We start from the raw sequence: 22,666 nt of genomic DNA, 5'->3' as shown, positions 1-22,666 counted from the left end.
CTATAAGAACACCTCAATTTCAACCTGACGCTTAGACATGTCTAAGAATGCATCCACGTCGATGGTATGGGCGATCTTATCTAGCATGAAATCTAGATAGTGAACTAATGAGAGCTGTTCTGTCTCCTGAGCTAAGGTCTTAAGACGATTTAACTCATAGTACAAGAGCTCATATGACTTAAAGTTCTCAAACAGATACTTAGCCTGACGACGCAAACCTAAGAATGGAGCATAATCGATGATAAGTCTTTCTTCATCATTGCGTGCATGATCGATAATCTCAAACTGAGCATCAACATCTTCTTGCTCTTTATTCACCTCAGCTTCTAAGTTCACATACTCATATTCAGATCTAATACCTAAATTGCGGCACTTACGAATCGAGTTTGCAGCAATACCAGTACTTGGTGCTGTAGATGGATGAGCATTGACTGTAGTAGAGCTCTTTGCTGCCTCAGGCAGTGCTGATGGAGCAGCAGCTAAGCTAGTATCGGAACTTGCTAAATCCCTACTCTCTAATGCCATCTGAGTAGAGGCAGCGATGGCAGTGCTTTGAGCTTCTGTCTGTGCCTGTAGATTTGCGGCGCTGTTAAAGGAGCTACCACGCTGTACACGCACACGACAAATAGTCAGATTGCTGTACTCATTAACTGGGTTAACGTTACTTGATTGACCTGATGCTGCCTCTTTAAGTGAGTTATTGGACTGAACCTCACTTACCTCAACTGAGTGGCCATTATCGCCACTGTCGGTTGGTGCGGCAGTCTCCTGATTATCGCCCTTGATAAAATCTTTAAGCAGAGCTACAGCAGTGTCATCCACGGCCTTTTGATAAACCGTATCTTTATCTTTGTCGCTTGCACTATTCTTTGCTTGCGCATTGACCTTGTCAGTGGCATTTGCTGATGCTGCTACCTGATTGTTTGGAGCGTTTGATGCTATGGCATTGTCCGCATCGGACTCTTGGGTATTGAGCGCCTCGCTTTGGTCAAAGGCAACGCCATCATTCTTTCTAGAGGAACTAATTTGCTCAGCAAAGTCTTTAAGAACAGTGATAGCCTCACGCAGATTGACGATCTTTTCAGACATAGCAATGCTGCGCATATGAGCTTCATGGGCCTCATCGCGCTCTTTAGCATCGTCCTCTTCAGACATGGCGCTAGCAGATGCACGCAAGATGGTATCTTGCATGTCAGGATCAGCACTAATCTCCATATGTGCCGAAGCGACGCCCTTGGAGGCTGTCTGCTCATGCTGGCGCTGTTGCTGATGATCATGCTGATGCTGGCGCTGAGGCTGCTTTGCATTGCTATTGCTGTTGCTATTGCTGTTGCTATCGGCTGATGGCTGGTCAGGGCTGTTTGCGCTCTGTGCTGCTGTGTTGTTATCTACTGCAGGGGTATCAATGTCCTTAGCGTAATCGGCACCGCGCTTGAGGCGTGAAACAATGATATTGCCTAGTTCATTAATGGTGTTAACACCCTCTTCAACTATGGCCTCTTTTTCATTGTCGCTCTTGCCATTAAGCTCTTCTTCAACCTTGAGAACCTTTTGGAATTCCTCATGGTTCTTGTTAAATTGCTCAAGGGTAAAGCTTGAAGCTTTTACAAACTTATCGTGCTCACTGACATAGTCTGCAAAGTTATCGCCGCTAGCCACGAGCTCGCCTAATTGCTCTAATGCATCTAACTGAATAGCATCATCGGCACTACGAGCCTTCTTAGACTTACGCTTAGCGCTACGAACACGTTCTTGAGCACGGTCTTTAAAGGTCTCAATTACACCATCTTCAGGTACATCGACGACACGAGAAGCACCGGCAATATCGCTACGCTCTTCTTCAGCATTGCGCGTTTCAAAGGCAATACCAATGCTGCTAATCAGCCTCTCTAAAATGGCGTCTTGCTCATCAGAGACATTAACCTTACCTGAGTCTTTTAAGTTGGAATAAGCCTTCTTTAAAAGCTCTTTAATCTCTTGCTCTTCAGCTAGTAGCTCTTGCTTAGACATATAGCCTACAGGCATATCTGACTTATCGTCACTATCCTTACCTAAGCTCTCTTCTGCCTCGCCATCTGATAATTCATCAAGTTCAAAGACTACAGGACAAACGACCTCATGACCTGCCTTGATAACATCAGCAAAAGCCTGGGCCTCTTGCTCTTTGGCAAGTAAAATCTCTTCATCCTTGCTTAAGCTAGAGTGCTCGTTACCAATAGCAGCATGCGCCATTGCTCTCTTGGAGTTAGCAGAGCTAGTCTTAAATTTGCTATCTTGCTCTAAGGCTTCATCATCTTGCTTGGCGGCATTAGCGTTTTGCTTAGCTCTTTGTTCGCTGAGTAAGACGATATCGCTTGCTTTGATCTTTGGATTATCCACAGCTGCGATAATTTCTTGGGCACGCTGATCATAAGCCTTAATATCTTCACGCGCTGACTCAAGCATTTTGGCGGCTTTAGCATCACCATTGGCCGCACGCTTTGCTAAGGCACGCTCTTGACGGCAAGCATCATAAAACTCCAGCTTGGCATTAGCAGCAAGCTCAATCTTTAAGGAGCGATCATCGCTCTTGTCATCGGTTGAGTCTTGAGCATCTGCTGAGTCTTTAGTATCAGCTGCAGCTTTATTTTTGCCTAAGCGGTCATTGAGCTTACGCTGAATCTCCTCGTCATCATTTAAGATGCGATCGGCTGCTTTCTTGGCAGTAGTAGAGACGCTATCGGCTAAGAATGGCACATTAGCACCAGTAGCAACACTTGGTGCAGTAGCGTGGTTCATGGCGTAATAGAGATTTAAACAGGCAGTGATGGCCTGAGAATCTACAAAGTCAGAACGTCTATAGCTAAAGCTATGCACCACAGTACGCAGATTGTTTAAGAAAGCCTTGAGATTGCCATTAAAGACAGTGTCATTATCTGCAATCTTTGGCAGTCGCTTGTAATCACTATGAGCATATAAAGTCTCTAATACCGCATGCTTTAACGACATATAGCTTTCGTAATTAGGCATGGTGGATAAGAGCTCGTAGTTTTCGTAGCGACAAGTGGTCAAATAACCAAAAGCTACCATCAAATGGCTTAGCGTCATGCCTAAAGGCATACGACGCATCATCTCGCGCTCTTCTGGAGACTCCATATTCTGGCCATTGCGGCCACGTACTGGCGCAATTAAATCGATTTTGCCATCAGCAAGCTCATCGGTGATAACACCCATGGTCTCTTCGCTAAAATCGCTTTGAGCAGCATTACCATCATCCTTTACGGATGCATTAGACATGGCATAATTGCTAGCGGCTGCTTGGCCATCTTGTGACTTGGCACTATTGATACCGCTATTTTGTGCATTACCGCTAGCAGATGGAGCAGCAGCTGCATCTTGACCGTTAGCGTTTGAGTCACTTGGCTCATCGGTATTGTTGGTAGCAGCTGTGCCGTTACCCTCATCGATAGCATTGGCCTCTTGCACGTCTAAATTTGCATTGGCCATGGCTGCAGCGGCTTGTTGCTCGATTGCCTCAATGCTTTCGCCAACCTCATCTAGATAGGCTTGGATAGTGTTGCTAGGACTATTGGTATTAGATGGCGAGCTCTCTTGATTTTCTGTTGCCTGTTCAAGTTCATCCTCATCATCGATGATGGCAAATGGGCTCTTGTGGCGCGGGGCGCTCTTTGACTCGCTCTCTTTGCTTGCTTGTGATGATGACTTAGCGGCAGCTGCTGCATCCTGTGCGCTTGCTGCACCTTGTGAGCTTGCAGCGTTTGGTGCTGCAGTATCAGCGGCACTTTCATAAATGACAGAGCCACCTGAGTTGGAGGCGTTCTTTTGTGGCAATACCTTAGCGGCTAATGCCTTAGAGACACTGCGCTCAGTAGGCATTTGCTTTTTGATTTCGTTGAGGCGATCTCTAATATAGATCAGACGCTCGTTAATGAGCTCAATCTCTTCGCCCTTGTAGCCTTTTCCTTTGGCCTTGATTATTTGCTCTTTGAGCTCTTTGAGGCGATATAAATTGCGCTGCAGCTTAACAATGCGGTCAATTACTGAATTTGGACGCAATGCATTTGGCAGTGTGGCGTTCTCTAGTAAGACGCGCTCCTCACCCTTGAAGATATTAGAGAGTACTTGCATAAAATCAGCAATGCTGCTGCCGCTAATATCAAAGGCATAGCGTACATCAAGCGGAGCTGCACCATAGCGATATGGAGCAAAGCCATACTCAGGATGGCGCAGGAAATTCACCACCGACACGGCTGCCATAGTACGAGTCATACGGTCAAAGCTAAAGTTGCCGTAAAAAGATGACAGCAAGCTAGCAAGCTCTTTAGTGCTCTGAGGACAAGGGCCTGAGACAAAGAGCTCTAGCATGGATAAGGAAATGTGTCTAAAGCTACTACGCGCATCATCATGCATAGTTGCAAGGTCTTTGTCCTTGTACTTAGCATGAATAGCCTGCATATAGGAAAGTGCCTTAGACATGTATTTGGACAGCTGAGGAGAGAGTAAATCCTCTTCAGACACACCAATCATTTGGGCACATTTAGCTGAGTAGCTAAACTTCATGTCCAGCTCTAAATCATTTTGATTGCGCTCGCGCATGCCTGGGCCATAAGATTCATACGGCATGGTGCTAGTAATGATGATATGTCTAAAGACATGAGCATATGTGCCTAAGATGGTGAACAGATAATGCATCACCTGGCTTCTACGATTGTAAAGGGCTGGCTCATAGGCAGTAGCTAATAGTGGCGCATCAAAGTTATCGATGAGCAGCACACGGGAGCGGTGTTCACAGCGTGAGAGTAAGTGCGCAATATAAAACAGCGATGACTTTTCAGAGGTCTGGCTTGGGATATAGGAAAAGTTCTCGTTGATTGAGTCTAATAAAGCCACACCACCATCACTAAGCGCATCTTGCTGCTCAAAAGAACCATTAACCTTATCTTGCACAGCACCATGGTCTTTGCCACGCTTGCTAGACTTATGTGCTTGATTAGCACTATGGAATGAACCACCTTTAAGCGCATGCTCAGTGCTGATAAAAGAAGCTTTAGCCTCGCCTCTACCAAGCTCATCAATGCTCTGATAGTAAACGTCAGTCTCACTATTATCAGCATCATGGCTAGCATCATCTCGAGCACTAGACTCATCTTGATAACTAGCATCACGTTGAGCACTAGCCTGGCTCTTGTCGCCATTAGTCTTAGCATCTGCGCTAAGAGTAGAGAGCGCCTCTAAAGAGGCAATTAAATCCTCTTCATAGCGATCAGCAGCACTGTGTGCGCCCACGCTGTGCTTATCGTTGCCTGATGCTAAGGATGAATCATCTGCAGTAGACTCAGATAAGTTAGTTCCATTAGCTGTGCTGTCTGCAGCTGCACCATGGCGTTCTACATCAGCCTGGCGATCTACATTAGCTTGGGACTCTGAATTGTTGTGCTCTGAGCTAGTGGTGCGGCTTGGTTTGATAGCTTGCTTGCCAGAGGCAATTTGCTCGTAGAAGGCAGCAAAAAGAGCAGAGCCAAAGTCGTCTTTTTCTTTATTATTTGGGGCAGAAAGAAGCTTGAGATTCTTAACGCAGGCGGCGGTCTTGGCGTTAAAATCGAGCTTTACTGGGAATGGAAAAGCACCAATGAGCTTTTGCATGTCAATACGAATGACAGGCAAAGACTCATCAAAGCCCTCTTCATAAACTTTAGTGCCCTTGAGGCGCTCCATATCGGTATACATTGCCTCAATGATGTCGAGCAAGGTGCTCTTACCAAAGCCATGTGGGCGCAAGATATAAGTCTTATGGGACTCTTCGTCCTTTAAAAACTCTTTAATGAGCAAGGTCTTATCTATAAACAGACCTTCAGTTATTAGCTTAGTTAAAGGATCATGTACAGTCTCCTCCTGAGCCTTATCAGTGGCCATGAGTTCATCAACCTGTACTGCTAAATCTTCCTTGCTCACTTTTTCCGCCTACGACTGTTTTGACCGCTAGATCCATCACAGCGATGAATCTTTACCTTGCACTATGCTCTCAGTAGCTAAAGAAAAAGCTTTTAGCTCACCACACACTGCATGCACAGGTACTCATATTAACCTATGAGTTCATTAAATAGTTGCTAGATGTAAACAAATTGCATCAAGCCTTATTTTACCTAGCTTTTGACGCACAATCTAACCTTTGCTCACTATCTTTTTCACCAATAAAAAAAGCCGCATCAAACGATACGGCCTTTTTAAGCGAAAACGCAGCAAATTAAACTAATTAGCTTGCCTTAGTGGTCTTGCTAGTTCTGCTTTTTGCAGTTGTTTTCTTTGCAGTTTTCTTAGCTGCAGTGCGCTTAGCGGTGCTCTTAGCAGCGCTCTTAGTGCTCTTAGCGGCACTCTTGGCAGCACTCTTAGGAGCAGCCTTGCTTGCGCTCTTAGTTACACTCTTAGCTGGGCTTTTTGAGGCACATGCTTTAGTGGTCTTCGCACAAGTACGCTTAGCAGAGGCAGCCATCTTAGAGCTCTTTTGCTCAGCACGACGGGTCTTGAAGAAATCAGTTAAGATTTGACCACACTCAGACTCTAAGATACCGCCCATGATCTCAACACGGTGGTTGTGACGATCGTCATCAGCTAAGTCAAATACTGAGTTGCAAGCACCAGTCTTTGGATCCTCAGCACCGTAAACGATAGCCTTGATACGTGCGTGAATACATGCCATGACACACATGCAGCATGGCTCTAAGGTCACGTACATGGTCAGATCGTTTAAACGATAGTTTCCCATGGCAATACCGGCACGACGTAAAGCCACGATCTCAGCGTGTGCAGTAGCATCATGGTCAACGATCGTACGGTTGCAACCACGAGAGACAATAGTACCGTCGCTAGCGACGATAATTGCGCCTACTGGTACTTCACCTAACTCTTTGGCCTTGTTAGCCTCTTCAAGAGCCATGGCCATGTACTTTTCGTGGGTAGCTTGATCTACTACCTTAGGAGCCTTTACCACCTTAGCTGCAGCACTCTTAGTGGTGCTCTTCTTTGCAGCAGTAGCCTTGCTTGCAGTGCTCTTAGCAGTAGCCTTGGTTGCAGTGCTCTTAGCAGTTGCCTTTGCAGCAGTGGTCTTGGCAGCAGCCTTTGGAGCTGCCTTAGCTGCTGTGCTCTTTGCTGCGGCGGCCTTTGGAGCAGCCTTAGTTGCAGTTGCAGCGGCGGCCTTTGGTGCATCCTTAGCAGCAGTGGTCTTAGCAGCAGCCTTTGCAGCGGCAGCCTTTGGAGTGGCCTTAGCTGCAGTTGCATTTGCAGCGGCAGTCTTTGGAGCTGCCTTGGTGGCAGTTGCCTTGGCTGCAGTTGCCTTTGTAGCTGCCTTAGTGGCAGTTGCCTTGGCTGCAGGTGCCTTTGGAGCTGCCTTAGTGGCAGTGCTCTTAGCTGCAGTTGTCTTTTCTGCGGCGGCCTTTGGTGCTGCTGGCTTTGGAGCTGCCTTGCTCTCAGCTACGGTATCTGCCTTTGCCTTAGTCTCAGTCTTCTTGACTGTCTGGTTCTTGCCGCGTGGCTTTCTTTCGATCTTGGCATTGCCGCTCTTTGAAGTCTGCTTAGCGTGAGCTGCAGCCTTGATAGCGCGGCCAGCGGCTAAAGAGGAATCGCCATCTTCACCAACAGCAATAATTGGGGTCTGTGATTCCTCAAAGACAAGACCAGTCGCGGTGCGAATGATCTTGATAGTACGGAACTGAGGGAACATCTCAACAAACTTCTTTGATGGGATGACCTGACCGTAAGCACCAGTACGAATCTCGCCAATACGGTAACCATCGTGGGTACGAACTTTACCGCCCACAGTCTCGCAGATAAATGAAAGGACAGTGTATACAAAACCGCCCTCACCGCCATTGCCTGGTTGACGATTGAATTTTAGACGCCTATCGGTTCCGATCAGTTCTCTGAATTGTTGTTCATCCATAACTTTTCTTCCCAACTGACTTGTTCCTTGTTCTGCGGACAGGCGTTATTTACGGTAAATACCCTGTCTGAGGTAGTGTGATGAGAGCTTAGAAAGCTACTCATACTTTAGTGAAGGGTTTACGGCTTAGTGCTAGTTAAACAAATAGCCTCAAAGGCTTTAATGTGTTCTAGCAACTCATACCAGGTTATTGCTTTTTCTAGTAGCACTTAAGCTCACTAGATTAAGACTTGTAAATTGATAAAAACTTAGAAGAATAAGATTGCAATCCAAGTTAAAGCGGTTAAACACAGCATCACAAAGACAGCTGCTGAACCGATGTCTTTAGCTCTACCAGAAAGCTCATGGTACTCATCGCCAATGCGATCAACCACAGCCTCAATTGCAGAGTTTAATAACTCCACAGTAAAGGTAAGCCAAGGCATGATTACTAAAAGCAAAAACTCTACTGCACTATCAGCGAAGACAAAAGCAAGGATGGTTAATACTATAGAAAGTGCCAGCTCTTGGCGCAGCGCTGCCTCGTTCTTAAGTCCTGCTTTAAAGCCCTGCATACTATACTTACCTGCATTAAAAATACGAGTAAGTCCTGTAGCACCAGGTTTTGCCATTTGATGTAATCCTGTATCAATCGAAAATCAATATTGCATCAGGCACACGAAAACTAAAGTTAGTCTTACAACTTCAAGCAAGAGTAAATTGTCATTTAAATAGCGCACAAAGGCTATTCAAGGCAGCAAAGTTTAAATACAAACTGAGTGCATACTCATGTATATACAGCACCTTAGATACCTAAAATTAAGGCGCGATCATCACTCACACCATCTAAAATAGCTAAATCTAAGCGCTATATACAAAAGCCAGGATCGCTAAGATCCATATATGGCTTAGCCAAAGTCGTTATCGTTGCACTGATAACATCTTAACCGCATATACAAGCGGTTTTTACGTATTCAAGATCAAAGATCTGATCTTCAAAAACAGCTTAAAGATCATCAAGATCACTGATCTCATGGGCTGATTATAGCAAAAGATAACCGATCACAGGAAATGCACATACCATCGACGCAAAATTTTTGTGAACTTCAGCTAATTAACGCCTAGGATCAGTCCCCATGATCCTAACCATACCAGGATCAGTCCTTACGATCCTGCCAACACCACATATACCCCATGATCCTACGTAATCTCCACAAGCCTAAGCCGCTCAGAGCCGCCCCGCGATCCCAATAAGCAGCATCTTTCCGTGCAAACGTTCTGATCCCACGCCACGTAAATATGCATCGCTTAAGCATCACATAAGCATCATAAGCGTACCGATATGCCACCGACTTCTTAAGACATAATGCTCTCAGCGATCACGCTCTCATACCATTATCTAAACACGAGGCATAAACGCAAGAGCGCCCGCACACACCTGCAGCTACTACAAGCGAGATCAGAGGCACTGCATCGTGCCCCAAAACAACAAAAGCGATCAGCGCTTGTACTAGGATCATGCAATCCATAGTCTTAGCCTCTGATCGCTTTTAATATTCTTTGCCTGAATCGCAGGCATAGCATCGCCAATTGCAAAGGAGCGTAGCCTGGCTAAGGGCCTAAGAGGCGCACTTACACTAGCTTAAGGTACTGCTTGCGCTTGCTTTATGGCTAGCCTGGTACTTGCTTTATGGGTAGCTTGATGCTTGCTACTTGGATTTGGATTTTTAATTTGATTTGGACTCGGTTTTGACAAACTCTGATAAGGCCTTTTCGAGCATCTTCATGCCCTGATGGATTTGTCTATTGCTAATGATGAGTGGTGGAGTAAGTCTAACCACATCAGGATTGGCAACTAAGACAAAGAGGCCGTATTTGGCACACAGCTTCTGAATAGCACCAGACTTGCCTAAATAATCCTTGCTAAGGTGAGCTCCCACCATTAAGCCTTTGCCACGGATCTCATCAAAGACACCATACTTTTTGCCAAGCTTGGTTAGGAGCTTATGAATAAGCTCGCCCTTTTCTCTTACTGACTGTAAAAACTTTTCATCGCTTACGGTATCGACTACATATGAGCCAACAGAACAGGCAAGTGCATTACCACCGAAGGTAGTACCGTGAGTACCAGGGGTAAAGTGCTTGGCAAGTTCATCGCTAGTTAAGATCGCACCGATTGGCAAACCTGCAGCTAAACCCTTAGCTGTGGAGAGAATATCAGGACGCACGCCAACTTGCTCAAAAGAGTAGAAGGATCCAGTTCTACCCACACCGGTCTGTACCTCATCAAAAATCAGCACAGCATGGTATTTGTCGCACAGCTCTCTAACCTTTTTGATAAAGTCGATATTGCCCTCAATAATGCCGCCCTCACCTTGAATAGTCTCTAAGATAACGGCACAGGTCTTATCGCTAATGGTTGACGTAAAGGTATCGATATCATTGTATGGAATATGGGTAATGCCACCAGGGACTGGACCAAAACCTTTAGAGTATTTCTCCTGACCACCAACGGATACAGAAAAGAGAGTACGGCCGTGGAAAGAGTGGTAAAAGGATATAATCTGATCTTTCTCTTCACCATAGTTATCGTAAGCAACACGACGAGCAAGCTTGAGAGCTGCCTCATTTGCCTCTGCACCAGAGTTAGTAAAGAACGCTCTGTCAAAGCCACTAATGGCAGTGAGCTTTTTAGCTAAGGTTAAGGTCTGATCGTTTACAAAGATATTACAAGCATGAATAAGCTTGCTGCATTGCTTCTTGATGACCTTGGTAACGCCCTTGTGATTATGGCCTAAGCAATTAACTGCAATACCTGCAGTCATGTCTAAATACTTATTGCCATCAGTATCGTAAAGATAGCAACCTTTACCCTTCTCAAGCACCATTGGTAATGGGCTATAACAAGGAATCATGACCTCATCAAATGTCTTTCTTGTAACTTTCATCGGTATTCTCTTCTTAGCTGCGCACTAGCCATAGACATACTCATCAAACTATCAGCCACCGCCACACGAGGCTAGCTATACGCCTTACTTGACGTAGTCGCATGTATCTTCTTTAGCGGTTAATTGCTCCGGCCGCACCAACACGCTTTATTTGCTAGTCTTGGCTTTATGGATTAGCTCATCCACTGCACTCATCGCTTGGCTGCATGCACACTCATACTCATGCAGCTGCGCAGTTCTTAGGCTACATCTGTGAGGGGCGGAGTTGTATGTGTTAGCTTTGCTGTTTGTTTGGCTTAGTCTATAGCTCATAGGTTAAATGTATTAGCTCTTGATGTTTGTTTTGAGCTTTTCTTTAGAAGTTGAACTCATATGCAACTTCATCACAGCAATGTCGCTTTGGACATTTGTCGCAGTCTTTTAAAATCTTCTCTGGCAGAGCATCAATGGTGGTTTTGGTAAAACCTACCTTGCTAAAGAAGTTTGGATTTCTAGTCAGAGCAAAGACCTTCTTGAGCTCAAAGAGCTGAGCTTTATGAATGAGGAACTCTACAATGGCTCTGCCTTGACCCATGCGCTGAATATCTGGGCTAACGCCTAATGAACGGATCTCAGCAAGACCAGTATCGTAAACGTATAAACAGGCACAGCCTAAGACCTCACCGTCTTTTACGCATACGGCAAAAGACTGAATGTTTCTAATGAGATCTTCTCTAGAACGAGGCAGATTCTCACCCTTTTGAGCCCAGTAGTTGACCATCTTCTGCAGTGAATCGATGTCAGAAAGTCTGGCCTGACGTACTGTGAATCTAGCGGTATTGTGAGTTGCAAGAATGTCCTGCACCTCATTTAAAGCAGCAGCAATATGCTGCAGCTTCTCATCAGAAAGGCTGTTGCTTGCATTAAGCTTGGTGGCGTATTGATAGAGCTCATCAATGCTTGCACCATGAAACTCATCGCGATAGACAAAAGGGATCGCTTCCATGTTCTTATTATTTGCCATAGTAGACACTGCGCTTAAGTGGTTGCTCATTCTTAAAATCCTGTTTGTTTGATTGTTACCCACTTCAAAACCATACTTGCATCAACAGAGAGCTTGCTAAGAACTTACTGCCAAAAGTAGCTGCACTGTGTTGCTTTCTTATGTGCTAGCTACTTGCTGCTCATGCTCCCTTGCTCTTAGCTACTTTTCTTGTCCCTGTTCTCATGTAACTTAGACATCTATGTGCTGCTTATAATGCCTATCTTATGTAGCTACTCTTAACAGGGCGCGTTCTGTGGCCATGCTATAAAGAGTACTGCCATGCCTTAGTGGCACTGACACTGGTATACAAGCTTGCATCATGAGCTTAGATCTAAGCAGTGCCATATTTGACTTGCCCTTATCCTTAATGACGCTTATTTGATGATTGGCTTTGTGCTTGTGAAAGCCCATCTAGATAAAGCCATCGGCTCTTAATAGTTAAGCTGTCTTAAGATCATGCTGTCGTTGGCACGAGATGCTCAAAAGGTGCTTTGAGTCTATGGTTTTGGGTAAAAAAATGTTTTGGAGCTTTGGTAGCTCTATAAACCTAATGCCTTAGCTGCTGCCTTGTTCATTAGGCTGAAGTGAGTCTGATTTTTCTTACTTAAGCTGTTTGCTTGTGAGTGTGAAGCTGCAGCTAAAATCTATGTTTGAGGCAAGATGTCTAATGCGATGTAAATTCTTGGCTGTTATCGTCATTAGAGCTCTTGCATCTTTAGATAATGTAGAGCTATCAGACCTGAACTGAGGTTCCGATTCGTCGGAGCTTGGAGAGATTGTGGCGAGCTTGTTCATCAAAGATGGAGGCAATGAAAACGCTGTTGTTGCTTTGCTCGGCAACAGCTAGTGCATTTTTAACCTTGACTGCCATGCCATCAGTAATAACCTTAGCGGCAATCAACTCTTCAATGTTCTTAGAGTCAATCAATTCGATTACCTGACCGTTTTGGTCGAGTACGCCTTTTACGTCAGAGAAGAAGACGAGCGGGGCTTTAAAAGCAATAGCAATAGCCGCTGCTACTTCATCTGCATTGATGTTGTACAGCTGGCCTTGCTCATTAATACCAATTGAGCAAATGACCGGAGTAACGCCCTCATTAAGAAGAGACTTTACTAAGGAGCTATCTTTAACGGTGCATGAAGCAACTTGACCAAATTTAGCCTCGTATGGGGTTAAGGCACATAGATTAAAGTCAGTACACAACAAACCCACTGCATTAAGACCATGTGCAATAGCCTGAGCTTGCAATACCTTATTGCACTGACCAGCTAAAGCTGCAGTGATGTATGGCATGTGCTCAGATGGGCTTACTCTAATGCCATCGATCTTGTTTGATTGAAGGTCAAATGCACCGAGAATTTTGTCGACCTCAACGCCGCCACCATGCACGATGATAGCTTGCTCATTATTAGTCTTAAGTTCCTCAAAAAGAGCGCCTAATGCCTGAGAGTCATTTAGAGCCTTGCCTGAAAGCTTAACAATTAACATCTTTAAATCTTCCTACGCCAGCTAGCGATAAGTAACAACTAGCTATCTATTGTGTCTAAGCATTTGTACAACTAGAGCATGGCGTAATTAAGATGGCCTAAGTTAAAACCTTTATTTAGCCTAAGTAGGCCATTTAGTATGGCCAACGTTGGACTTTTAGTATGGCCTTAGATTGGCCTAAGGTGGAGCCATCAAATACCTTGCCTAGCACTGAGTTTGATTACAACAGGCATCGGCATCGCGGAAGTTTAAAGTGAATGTTCATAGCTTCAATAGCCTGAGAGGCTGCTCCTTTCAAGAGGTTATCAATAGCTGATGTGATTACGATGTAATCACCATCGCGTGTGTATGAGATATCACAAAATGGCTCTTGCTGCACATCCTGAAGCTTTACTGTACCGCTCTTAAAACGGACTAAGGAAGTAAGCTCATCACAGTTAGCACTGTCCATCTGACCATAGGCGCTCTCATAGGCATTTTTAAGCTGCTCATCAGATACACCGCTTACAAGTTTAGCGGTAATGGTGGCAAGAATGCCTCTTTTGAAATTGCCTAAGTGAGGATTGAAAATCACTTTGGTTTGAGCGTACTCAGCGATCTCCGGCATATGACGGTGATTGAAAATACCGTAGGCATTTAAGCTCACCTCACAAAATGAGTTGTTGAGCTTTGCTTTTCTACCAGCACCTGAAACGCCTGAAACTGCGTTAATTACCACCACCATGGACTCATCTAAAAGACCATTGGCAGTTAATGGTTTGATCGCAAGCTCTGAGGCAGTTGGGTAACAACCTGGCATGGAGATTAAGGATGCCTCCTCAATCTTTTTTGCATCTACCCAATCGACAAGGCCATAAACACGCTCTTGTAAAAGCTGAGCTTGTCTTTGACCATACTCAAAACCGTAGTATTTTGCGAAAGTATCTTTATCAGACAGACGGAAAGCACCAGAAAGGTCAATAACTACAATACCGTTATCAATAAAAAGTGGTGCTAAATCGTGACTTACCTTGTGGTCAGTAGCAAGGAAAATTACGTCACACTCGTCTTTGCTTAAGCCCTGAGCTACTTGTTCATCTAAAGGCTCTAATGACAGCGCACACTTTCGTCGCAGGTTGCCATATAACTCACAGATAGCTTTGTTTGCATCAACACTCTGAGCTGATACGAACAAATGAGTAATGACTACGTCAGGGTGATTTGACAGTAAGCGAACTAATTCACCACCTGCGTAGCCGCTTGCTCCTGCAATGGCAACTTTAATCATCAGATAATATCCACAAGGCAATCTACAAGGGTTTAAACATTCAACAATCAGCTCAAAACGAAGTGCTAGGAAAGCTTGTATGGAAACTCATGCACTTATGAGCAAACACAAGTAGTGTTTAACCAATTTCAATGTGAACCCAGCACTTCGAGGCTTCTATTGTCTGCAAATCAGCTTATACTAAAAATCCCTAGTCACCCGCTAGATGCATCAAAACAAGGCATAATCAGCTAAATTTTTCTAAAATGCCCACAAAAAGTGCACAAACCCCACTCAAATCCGATATATATCGCAATTGATGCACTATAACCCCTACCTAGCAGCCCATCACCCTAAACACATCAAAAACGGCCCCTTCTGCCGCCACCACGCTGCATTGCCTTTAAATTTTGGAATCTAAGTAGCTTACTGACAAACTGCTAGAACTACTTTGCCACCATCAATTAACTTATCGGTGAAATCTGTCAATGCGCTAACTTTGATTCACCTTGTTGTTAAAAGAATTGAGTTAGATCTAACTAATCAGGCGGGGCTCTTTGTTGTTTGCCAAAACGATCGTAAGTTGTGGATAAGAGAGACAATCACAAATATCTATAGCTTTTGGGCTAACTATTGATTGAAAACAAAACACAGTTAACAAACTAGATACTGATCGACAAGATCATTAGGCAAAAACTGCTGGATCGATTATCATATTGATATTATTTTTCACTTTCGCTTCAATCGAATGCCTCTAAGATAAACAAGACCTCAATTACGTGCTCTTTGATCTTGAATGACTTCACAACACTCTTCAAGCAGCTGTATAGCGCTTATGTGTTTGTGACGCATCTTGTTAGATGCTTGGTATTAAGGCTAACTAAACTAGGACATTACAGATGGGCAACATTCTACGCTACTCTACAACCATCTTAATTTTGCTAGGCATCGCTCCAATGCCTGATATCTACTATGCAGTGATGGGCTATACAGTATCCATGCTCTTTGTCCTCATTGCAGCTACAGATATCAAGTCAGGCAACATCATCGGCGTCTTCTTATGCCTAGCACTTGCAGGTGTGTACCAGCCGTTCTATCCAATTGAGATGAGTAATGTATTGTGGATTGTGGTTTACTCCGTCTCCGCTCTGTGGCTCTTAGTTGAAATCGCTTTTATTGCAAACCAAAAGCGCCGCAAAGAGTTTTGGGATAAGCGCCAGCGCGAGCGCGAATATCAGTCAAGCACCTTTGACCAAGACTAAGTAAGCTTCATTCCTTTCTAGCGCTACGCTATCGCCGTAGCGCTCCACAAAAACCTCTCTCATAAATCCTTTCTCCCTTGCCCAAACCTAAGCACTATCTGTACTGATCTCAGCCTCCCCTTCATTCAGCGTATGCGATTTTGGCACTATCAGTTCACTTTGCTAAACAGTAGTACACGCCTGAGTTTTACTGCAGCCCATGCTCGTGAGTCCATATTGGCCAATGGCTTAACGTGCTTATTTTGGCTGCTCTCTTAGTGTGCCTATATCGCTCAATAGCTTAATGTGCTTATTTTGGTGTGTCTATTAGTGTGACTAAATTGGTCAATTGCCTAGTGTGCCTAAATTGGGCGTGAGCTGATCACATTTTGCTCATAGACAAATCTTGATGATCTTGCAGCTACACTGTATGGACGCTGCTTTAGGCTGCGCTATGTAATGTTTAGAAATTGTGTCTGCTAGGAGAGATTTGATGAGCACATTGGAGCATTTAAAAGCATTGGTTGGTTTTAATACTGTCTCAGCAACTAAAGCTGAGCTCGACCAGTCAAACTTAGCTATGCTTGAACATATGGCAGCTCATCTAAAACGATGCTGTTTTACTACAGCTTTGTATGAGGTTCAGGCAGGCAAGTACAATCTCATTGCTTTAAGTCCTGCCTTTGATAAGAAAACACTGCACACTAGCGACAAGCTTGGCCTCTTACTCTCAGGCCACTCTGATACTGTGCCTTTTGATAACAACAAATGGACTAATGATGCCACTGACCTTACCGTGCGTGATGGTAAAGCCTATGGTCGTGGCTCTTGCGATATGAAGGCATTCTTAGCTTGCTCGATGCAAGTGATTGAAGATATGCATGCTAAGTTTGGTAATGACTATGCTGCCTATCCTCGTGTTTGTCTCATGGCCACTTGCGATGAAGAAAACTCCATGTGTGGCGCTATTGACCTCAAACGCCTCAAGCATACTCCTTTAACTGACAATAACTTTAGCAAGCTTGAAGTGTCTATTCCTGATGGCCTAGATTTAAGTGCCGATGACCTTGCTGATGCTTTTGTTAATAAGAGTTTTGAGCTCATTATCATTGGTGAGCCAACACTACTGCAGCCTGTAGTAGCTCACAAAGGCTATATCGCTAGAGAAATTTGCATTAAAGGTGTGTCCACCCACTCATCTAATCCATCTTTAGGCATTAATGCCCTCGAGTTCTCATCTACAGTGATTCAAGAGCTCAGTGCTTATGCAAACGAGCTTAGCAAGACCAATTGCGACTCTAACTTCCTCGTGCCTTATGCCACCTTAAATCTTGGCTACGTCAGAGGCGGTCATAGCTTAAACTCAGTATGTGATGAGGTAGTAATTGGCTTTGATATGCGCCCAATGCCAACTCATAGCATTGCCAAGCTCAATGAACAAACAGATGCACTCTACGCTAAGCTTAATGACAAGGCTCAAGAGCTTTTTGCATCTAAGTTAAGCACACCATCCATTCGCGCCAAGATTCCTAGCGCCAATGTAAATGCTTGCAAGAGTGAGTTTGTAGGAACTGCCAAGGCTCAGGCAATTAGCGCTACAGATGGAGATCTTAGCGGACAGTTCATTTCCATGAACATTCCTTTTGCTGACATTCCATCCTTTGCCAATAATGATGAGCACAGCCTGAGCATTTTGCGTCGACATCTACCTGAGGATGTTACCTTTGACTACGTCAATTACTGTACCGAGGCCTCTTTCTTACAAGACCTTGGCCCTGTAGTCATCATTGGCCCTGGCTCTATCGATCAGGCTCATGGTGTCGATGAGTATGTCGCTCTTAGCGAGCTTGATCGCTACGATACTTTCCTCAGCGCCCTCGTTGATGACTTTCTCTAACAGTACGGCCGGGCTAACTGCATTGTGCTAGTTGTGTGGCCCGCCTATATCCTTGTGTTAGCAGTGCGGCCGTGCTTATAGCCTTGTGTTAGCAGTGCGGCCGCGCTAACTGCCTTGTGCTTGGAGAATGGCCGTGCTAACTGCCTTGTGCTAGTTGTGTAGGCATGCTTAGAGCGTTGCGCTAATTGTGTGGCCATGACAAAGGCAATGCATACAAATGTGCTTTAGCATGCATGGCTGCTTGCTGGTGATGCGCTTTGCGGGTAGCTTGATAGATACGAGATGGATATGATGGTGATTTAGCTTGGGGCTAGATCCACAGTGGGCCCATGTCCTCATCGTGGATTGGTAAGTTCCAGTGATCTTCGTAAGTTACCTTAACTAAGTACAGACCCTCGGCTTGGGCTGTTGGTCCGGCAAGATCGCGGTTGCGTGCATCAAATACGTCTTGCAGCCACTGCTTGTCCTTTTCGCCATTACCCACTAAAAGTAAGGAGCCTACGATATTGCGTACCATGTGATGCAAGAAAGCATTGGCCTGAATATCAAATATGATATAACGGCCACGGCGCATGACTTTCACAAAGTGTACATTACGGCGGGCATGAGGATTTTCATCCTGAGCAGACTTGAATGAAGAGAAGTCGTTTTCGCCTAAGAGGATTTGCGCTGCATCTTCCATCGCCTGAACATCATACTCTCCACGATATAAAGAGACACCGGCGCGTAAAATACCTGGGCGATAATCAGAGTTTTGCAATATATAGCGATAGCGACGAGCACGAGCAGAGAAACGCGCATGGAAATCATCAGGTACATGACGCACCCAAGTAACGGCAATATCATTAGGCAATTTAGTGTTAGTGCCTAAGAGCCAAGCTCTATCATTACGCTCATTGTTCACATCAAAGTGAATCACCTGACCTGTAGCGCTCACGCCCGCATCAGTGCGTCCTGCACACTTAATCTCAATTGGCTCTGCAGCGATGATGGAGAGGGCCTTTTCAAGCTCATTTTGAATAGCCGGTGCATGATATTGACGTTGAAAGCCTGAATACTTCCAACCTGAATACTCAATTCCCATTGCAATGCGCATTACTATTGTTCTCCTGCTGCAAATACGAAAAAAGCGGCCTTAGCCGCTCTTAAATGTCTCTAAGCGCTCATGGCCATGCCACCTGATTGCATCAAGTAATCGAGACTTAAGTAATCGAAAACTGTCTGCAAAGAATCTGACGGCGGCACATTATCGCAAAAATAAGCGCTTTGCAAAAGCTATCTAAAACACCCGCATCAGCTTATAAGCATTAGTAGCTGATGTAGCATCGATGCAGGCGTTCTTTTAATAACAGCTTGATGTTGAGTGCTTTAGTCGACGGTATGATCGCCTATAGACTCAAGGTTAACCGCGCTGCTCTTGTCTAAAGTGGCCTAATCTTGGTCATTAGCTTTAGATGGTGTGGCTTTAGTAGCTGCTGCATCGCTCTTTGGTGGTGTGGCTTCAGAAGCTGCTGCATCGCTCTTTGGTGGTGTGGCTTCAGAAGCTGCTACATCGCTCTTTGGTGTTGAGGCAGTGGTAGCGACGGTATTGCGAGCCCTGTCATTGAAGTAGATACCAGAGTTAACGCGGTTATAGCCCTCATTGAGACGATTTGAAAGCTTGCCCTCAATCTTTGAGACTACATATACAGGACGGCGCTTAACCTCTTCACTGACGCGGCCTAAATACTCGCCTAAAACGCCAATAGAGATAAGCTGAATCGAGCCTAAGAAGAGCACGACACACATTAAAGAGGCATAGCCTGGGACCCTAACACCAAAGATCAGAGTCTCAAGAAGAATGTATGCCATGTAGACAAATGCTACTACGCCAACTAAGCTGCCAATATATGACCAAACGCGAATTGGCAGAGAACTAAAAGATACGATGCCATCGAGAGCAAAGTTCCACAGCTTCCAGTAGTTCCACTTAGTGGTACCTGCAGAACGCTCAGGACGAACATATGGTACGCCTTTAGACTTAAAGCCAGGCCATGCGTATAACCCCTTCATAAAACGATTGCTCTCGTTTAAGTTACGCACAGTCATAATGACCTTGGAGTCAATAAGACGGAAGTCGCCAACATTCTCAGGGATCTTTACCTTGCCAGAAAGCTTGTTAAAGACGTAATAGAAGCCTCCTGAGGAGATACGCTTAGTATCAGAGTCAGAGGAGCGATCTGCACGAATACCATAAACAGTATCCACATCCTCACTACGCCAAATCTTAATGAAATCTAAGATAAGCTCAGGAGGGTCTTGCAGATCAACATCAATCGGCACAACAGCATCAGCATCGCACAGGTCTAAAGCTGCAGTCATAGCAGCCTCTTTGCCAAAATTACGTGACAGCTTGATAAGCGCAATACGCTCATTGCTCTGCATCATTTGCTCGATGATCGCAGCTGAATTATCCTTTGAGCCGTCATCCACAAAGACAATCTCAATATGCTCCAGCACATCGTGGAGCTTTTCTTCTACAGTGGATACGAAGGTAGCTACTGTCTCTTCTTCATTGTAGACAGGTACAATCAAAGCAACCTTGTAATCATTATCATAGCGAGCCATACGACTCTCCTTGCTATTAATCTTTGATCTTTAGACCTAGCTTTAATCATCTGCCTTTAGCTGCATATAACTTAACTGCAGCCTCCTTGGCGATGAGTTAAAGATTTGTTGCTAGTCGTCAGTTAAGAACTCATGACGAGATGATGGATTGTTCTTAAAGTGGCCACCGAGTGCAGTGGTGGTGGTAGATGAAGTTGGATCTTGTACACCACGGGCTTTCACACAGTAGTGAGTTGCAGTAATGGTTACTGCCACGTTCTGAGTATCAAGCAGGGTTTGCAGGGCCACTAGAATTTGTTGAGTAAGACGTTCTTGCACTTGAGGACGCTGAGCAAAGAAACGCACAATACGGTTAATCTTAGACAGACCAATAATCTTAGTCTTTGGCATGTAGGCTACTTTAGCCATGCCATCGATAACCATAAAGTGATGCTCGCAAGTTGAGGTAAAGGAAATATCCTTAACCTTGATCATCTCATCGACCTGCATCTTGTTTTCAATCACAGTGATGTCAGGGAATTTAGAGTAATCAAGACCAGAGAAGATCTCATCTACAAAGAGCTTGCCCACACGCTTTGGGGTCTTAATTAAGCTGTCATCGCTTAAATCAAGGCCTAAAGTCTCCATCATGGTTGTCATGCACTGAGCGATACGCGCTCTTTTCTCGTCATCGCTAAGACCGTTATCTTTAAGTGGTGTCTCAAGACCATGCTCAGTCAGTGCTTGTCTAACCTTGATAGCGTGCTCATTTAACAGCTCATTACTCATTACCTGCCACCTCTTGTTAACAAAATGGCCAGCATGGAGTTGGCCTGTTTAGACTCGCTTATATAGCTTGATTGTATTTTGCTCAAAACGCTCTCTAATTCGCCGCCGTTTAACTAAGCCCATTCAAAGTGCAATTAAGTTAGCCCATCCAATACGCTCTTAAGTTGGCGTATTCAAGGCACTGTTAAGTTAGCCCATTCAATGCGCTCTGAAGTTGGCGCATTCAAAGTGCTCTTAAGTTAGCCGTGCACGCATGGTTAAGTTAGTGGCTACTAGAGAGATGCATGAGCAAGTGAGATAAGTGAATTACGCAATAATCTATACACGAGAGTATGCATAATACAACAAAGCTCACATTTTCACACAGATTATACGCGCCAAAACCTTGCCAAAACATAGCAATGATATTAGTGCTCAATTAGCAAGTGATAAAAGCGAAGCAAAAAGTGTTTTTGCTCATGATGTGCGGCGTTAGCATGATGCGCTAAGACTTGTTTTTCCGTGAGGTCGCGCTCTTTTTAGAGCTTATGGTGGGTTTATTTGGATTGGATTTTGTGGGGCGTGGTTCTTGGATTGGATTGGATAGCAGTAAGAGCGCTAGCTCTTACTGCAGTTATGATTTGATTTGCTTGAGCTAAAGTTGCTTTTACTGATCTGGGTCAGCAGCAAAAGTTGGCACTGCCTTTTCGTAGGCAAAGTGAGTAGCAAAGTGCTTGAGCTTAAACTTCTTGGCTAAGTGGTCGCCTAAGAGGTTAATCGCCTCTTGCTCGGAGGCATGATGGCCGCAGACAAATACTACGGTACCTGTTTCATTTGCCATGTGGAAAGTTTGCTCATTAACATCACCAGTTACTAAAGCCTGGAATGATGGGCACTTGTCATCATCAAGTAAGAATGAGCCTGAGCCAGAGCAAATAGCTAAATCGTCGATCATCATGTCCTCAGTGATGTTACCAAGTACAGAGATCTTAGTATCTAAACGATGGCATAAAATAGCCACAATCTCTTGAACAGTTAATGGCTCATTGAGCTTGACGCGCATGCCAATAGAGTCTTTTTTGCCTGGCTCAACGTAATCAACAACATCACCGCCTAAGATATGGGCTAAGAAAGCGTTGTTACCAAATTCAAGGTGAGCATCCATTGGCAGGTGATAAGCAACGAGATTGATATTGTTGTCCATCAGAGTCTTAACTCTCTGATAGTAGTTACCAACTAAGCGTGGATCAGCACCTTTCCAGAATAAGCCGTGGTGCACGATTAAAGTATCAGCACCAGCCTCAACAGCAGCATCGATGGCCTCTAAAGATGCAGTGCAAGCAGTTGCGATCTTCTTAACCTCATCAGAGCCAGCAACCTGCAAGCCGTTGTATGAGGCATCACGAAATGCTTTAACGTCTAAAGTTTCATCAAGATAAGCAATCAGTTCTTTAAGTTGCATGTCAATCCTCACTCACATATTAATTTAGCCATCAAGCAGCTAATTTAGCGTTTAATAGCGCTCAATGTTAAGCAATTGTTATCCAAGTAG

The 22,666-nt window shown here is 44.6% G+C and carries 13 protein-coding genes; 2 read left to right on the top strand and 11 right to left on the bottom strand.

Annotation, left to right across the window (positions count from 1 at the left end):
• The 7 genes from H524_RS0100290 to argC all read right to left on the bottom strand — a co-directional run bounded on the left by H524_RS0100290 (position 1) and on the right by argC (position 14,643).
• The gene (locus H524_RS0100290; protein ID WP_027938795.1) at positions 1-5,952 is read right to left on the bottom strand and encodes an AAA family ATPase; all 5,952 of its coding nucleotides are present in this window, start codon (positions 5,950-5,952) and stop codon (positions 1-3) included.
• A gap of 301 nt (positions 5,953-6,253) precedes the next feature.
• Positions 6,254-7,936, bottom strand: coding sequence for a tRNA adenosine(34) deaminase TadA (gene tadA / locus H524_RS17935; protein WP_342663605.1), 1,683 nt, complete (start codon positions 7,934-7,936; stop codon positions 6,254-6,256).
• A gap of 248 nt (positions 7,937-8,184) precedes the next feature.
• Positions 8,185-8,547, bottom strand: coding sequence for a diacylglycerol kinase (locus tag H524_RS0100280; protein WP_027938794.1), 363 nt, complete (start codon positions 8,545-8,547; stop codon positions 8,185-8,187).
• Positions 8,548-9,642: 1,095 nt separating this feature from the next.
• Entirely contained in the window at positions 9,643-10,863 is a 1,221-nt protein-coding gene (locus H524_RS0100275; protein ID WP_027938793.1) for an acetylornithine/succinyldiaminopimelate transaminase, read from the bottom strand.
• A 355-nt stretch (positions 10,864-11,218) separates the two neighbouring features.
• On the bottom strand, positions 11,219-11,896 hold the full coding sequence (locus H524_RS16960) for an N-acetyltransferase (RefSeq protein WP_169726105.1): 678 nt from the start codon (positions 11,894-11,896) through the stop codon (positions 11,219-11,221).
• 724 nt (positions 11,897-12,620) lie between these two features.
• Positions 12,621-13,376, bottom strand: coding sequence for an acetylglutamate kinase (gene argB / locus H524_RS13400; protein ID WP_052338815.1), 756 nt, complete (start codon positions 13,374-13,376; stop codon positions 12,621-12,623).
• A gap of 220 nt (positions 13,377-13,596) precedes the next feature.
• Positions 13,597-14,643, bottom strand: a complete 1,047-nt coding sequence (gene argC, locus H524_RS0100260; protein ID WP_027938792.1) for an N-acetyl-gamma-glutamyl-phosphate reductase — start codon at positions 14,641-14,643, stop codon at positions 13,597-13,599.
• Positions 14,644-15,521: 878 nt separating this feature from the next.
• On the opposite strand from argC, the gene H524_RS0100255 reads away from it, so the two are divergent.
• Both H524_RS0100255 and H524_RS0100250 read left to right on the top strand, forming a co-directional pair.
• Complete coding sequence (locus H524_RS0100255) at positions 15,522-15,884, top strand: DUF6804 family protein (protein WP_027938791.1); 363 nt, start codon at positions 15,522-15,524, stop codon at positions 15,882-15,884.
• 472 nt (positions 15,885-16,356) lie between these two features.
• On the top strand, positions 16,357-17,760 hold the full coding sequence (locus tag H524_RS0100250; RefSeq protein ID WP_027938790.1) for a M20/M25/M40 family metallo-hydrolase: 1,404 nt from the start codon (positions 16,357-16,359) through the stop codon (positions 17,758-17,760).
• A gap of 310 nt (positions 17,761-18,070) precedes the next feature.
• On the opposite strand, the gene truA is transcribed toward H524_RS0100250, so the two are convergent.
• The 4 genes from truA to H524_RS13390 form a co-directional block, all read right to left on the bottom strand.
• Positions 18,071-18,856, bottom strand: a complete 786-nt coding sequence (gene truA, locus H524_RS0100245; protein ID WP_027938789.1) for a tRNA pseudouridine(38-40) synthase TruA — start codon at positions 18,854-18,856, stop codon at positions 18,071-18,073.
• A 335-nt stretch (positions 18,857-19,191) separates the two neighbouring features.
• The gene (locus H524_RS13395) at positions 19,192-20,367 is read right to left on the bottom strand and encodes a glycosyltransferase family 2 protein (protein WP_084281557.1); all 1,176 of its coding nucleotides are present in this window, start codon (positions 20,365-20,367) and stop codon (positions 19,192-19,194) included.
• A 111-nt stretch (positions 20,368-20,478) separates the two neighbouring features.
• A complete protein-coding gene (folE, locus tag H524_RS0100235) occupies positions 20,479-21,135 on the bottom strand; it encodes a GTP cyclohydrolase I FolE (protein WP_027938788.1) in 657 nt (218 codons plus the stop codon).
• A 646-nt stretch (positions 21,136-21,781) separates the two neighbouring features.
• Entirely contained in the window at positions 21,782-22,576 is a 795-nt protein-coding gene (locus H524_RS13390) for a Nif3-like dinuclear metal center hexameric protein (RefSeq protein ID WP_044121099.1), read from the bottom strand.
• Positions 22,577-22,666 lie beyond the last annotated feature (90 nt).

Origin of the sequence: Anaerobiospirillum succiniciproducens DSM 6400, from assembly GCF_000482845.1 — a bacterium.
GTDB classification, from domain to species: Bacteria; Pseudomonadota; Gammaproteobacteria; order Enterobacterales; family Succinivibrionaceae; genus Anaerobiospirillum; species Anaerobiospirillum succiniciproducens.
Note: the sequence above shows the minus strand (reverse complement) of the source record. Positions and strands in the feature narration are given on the sequence as shown.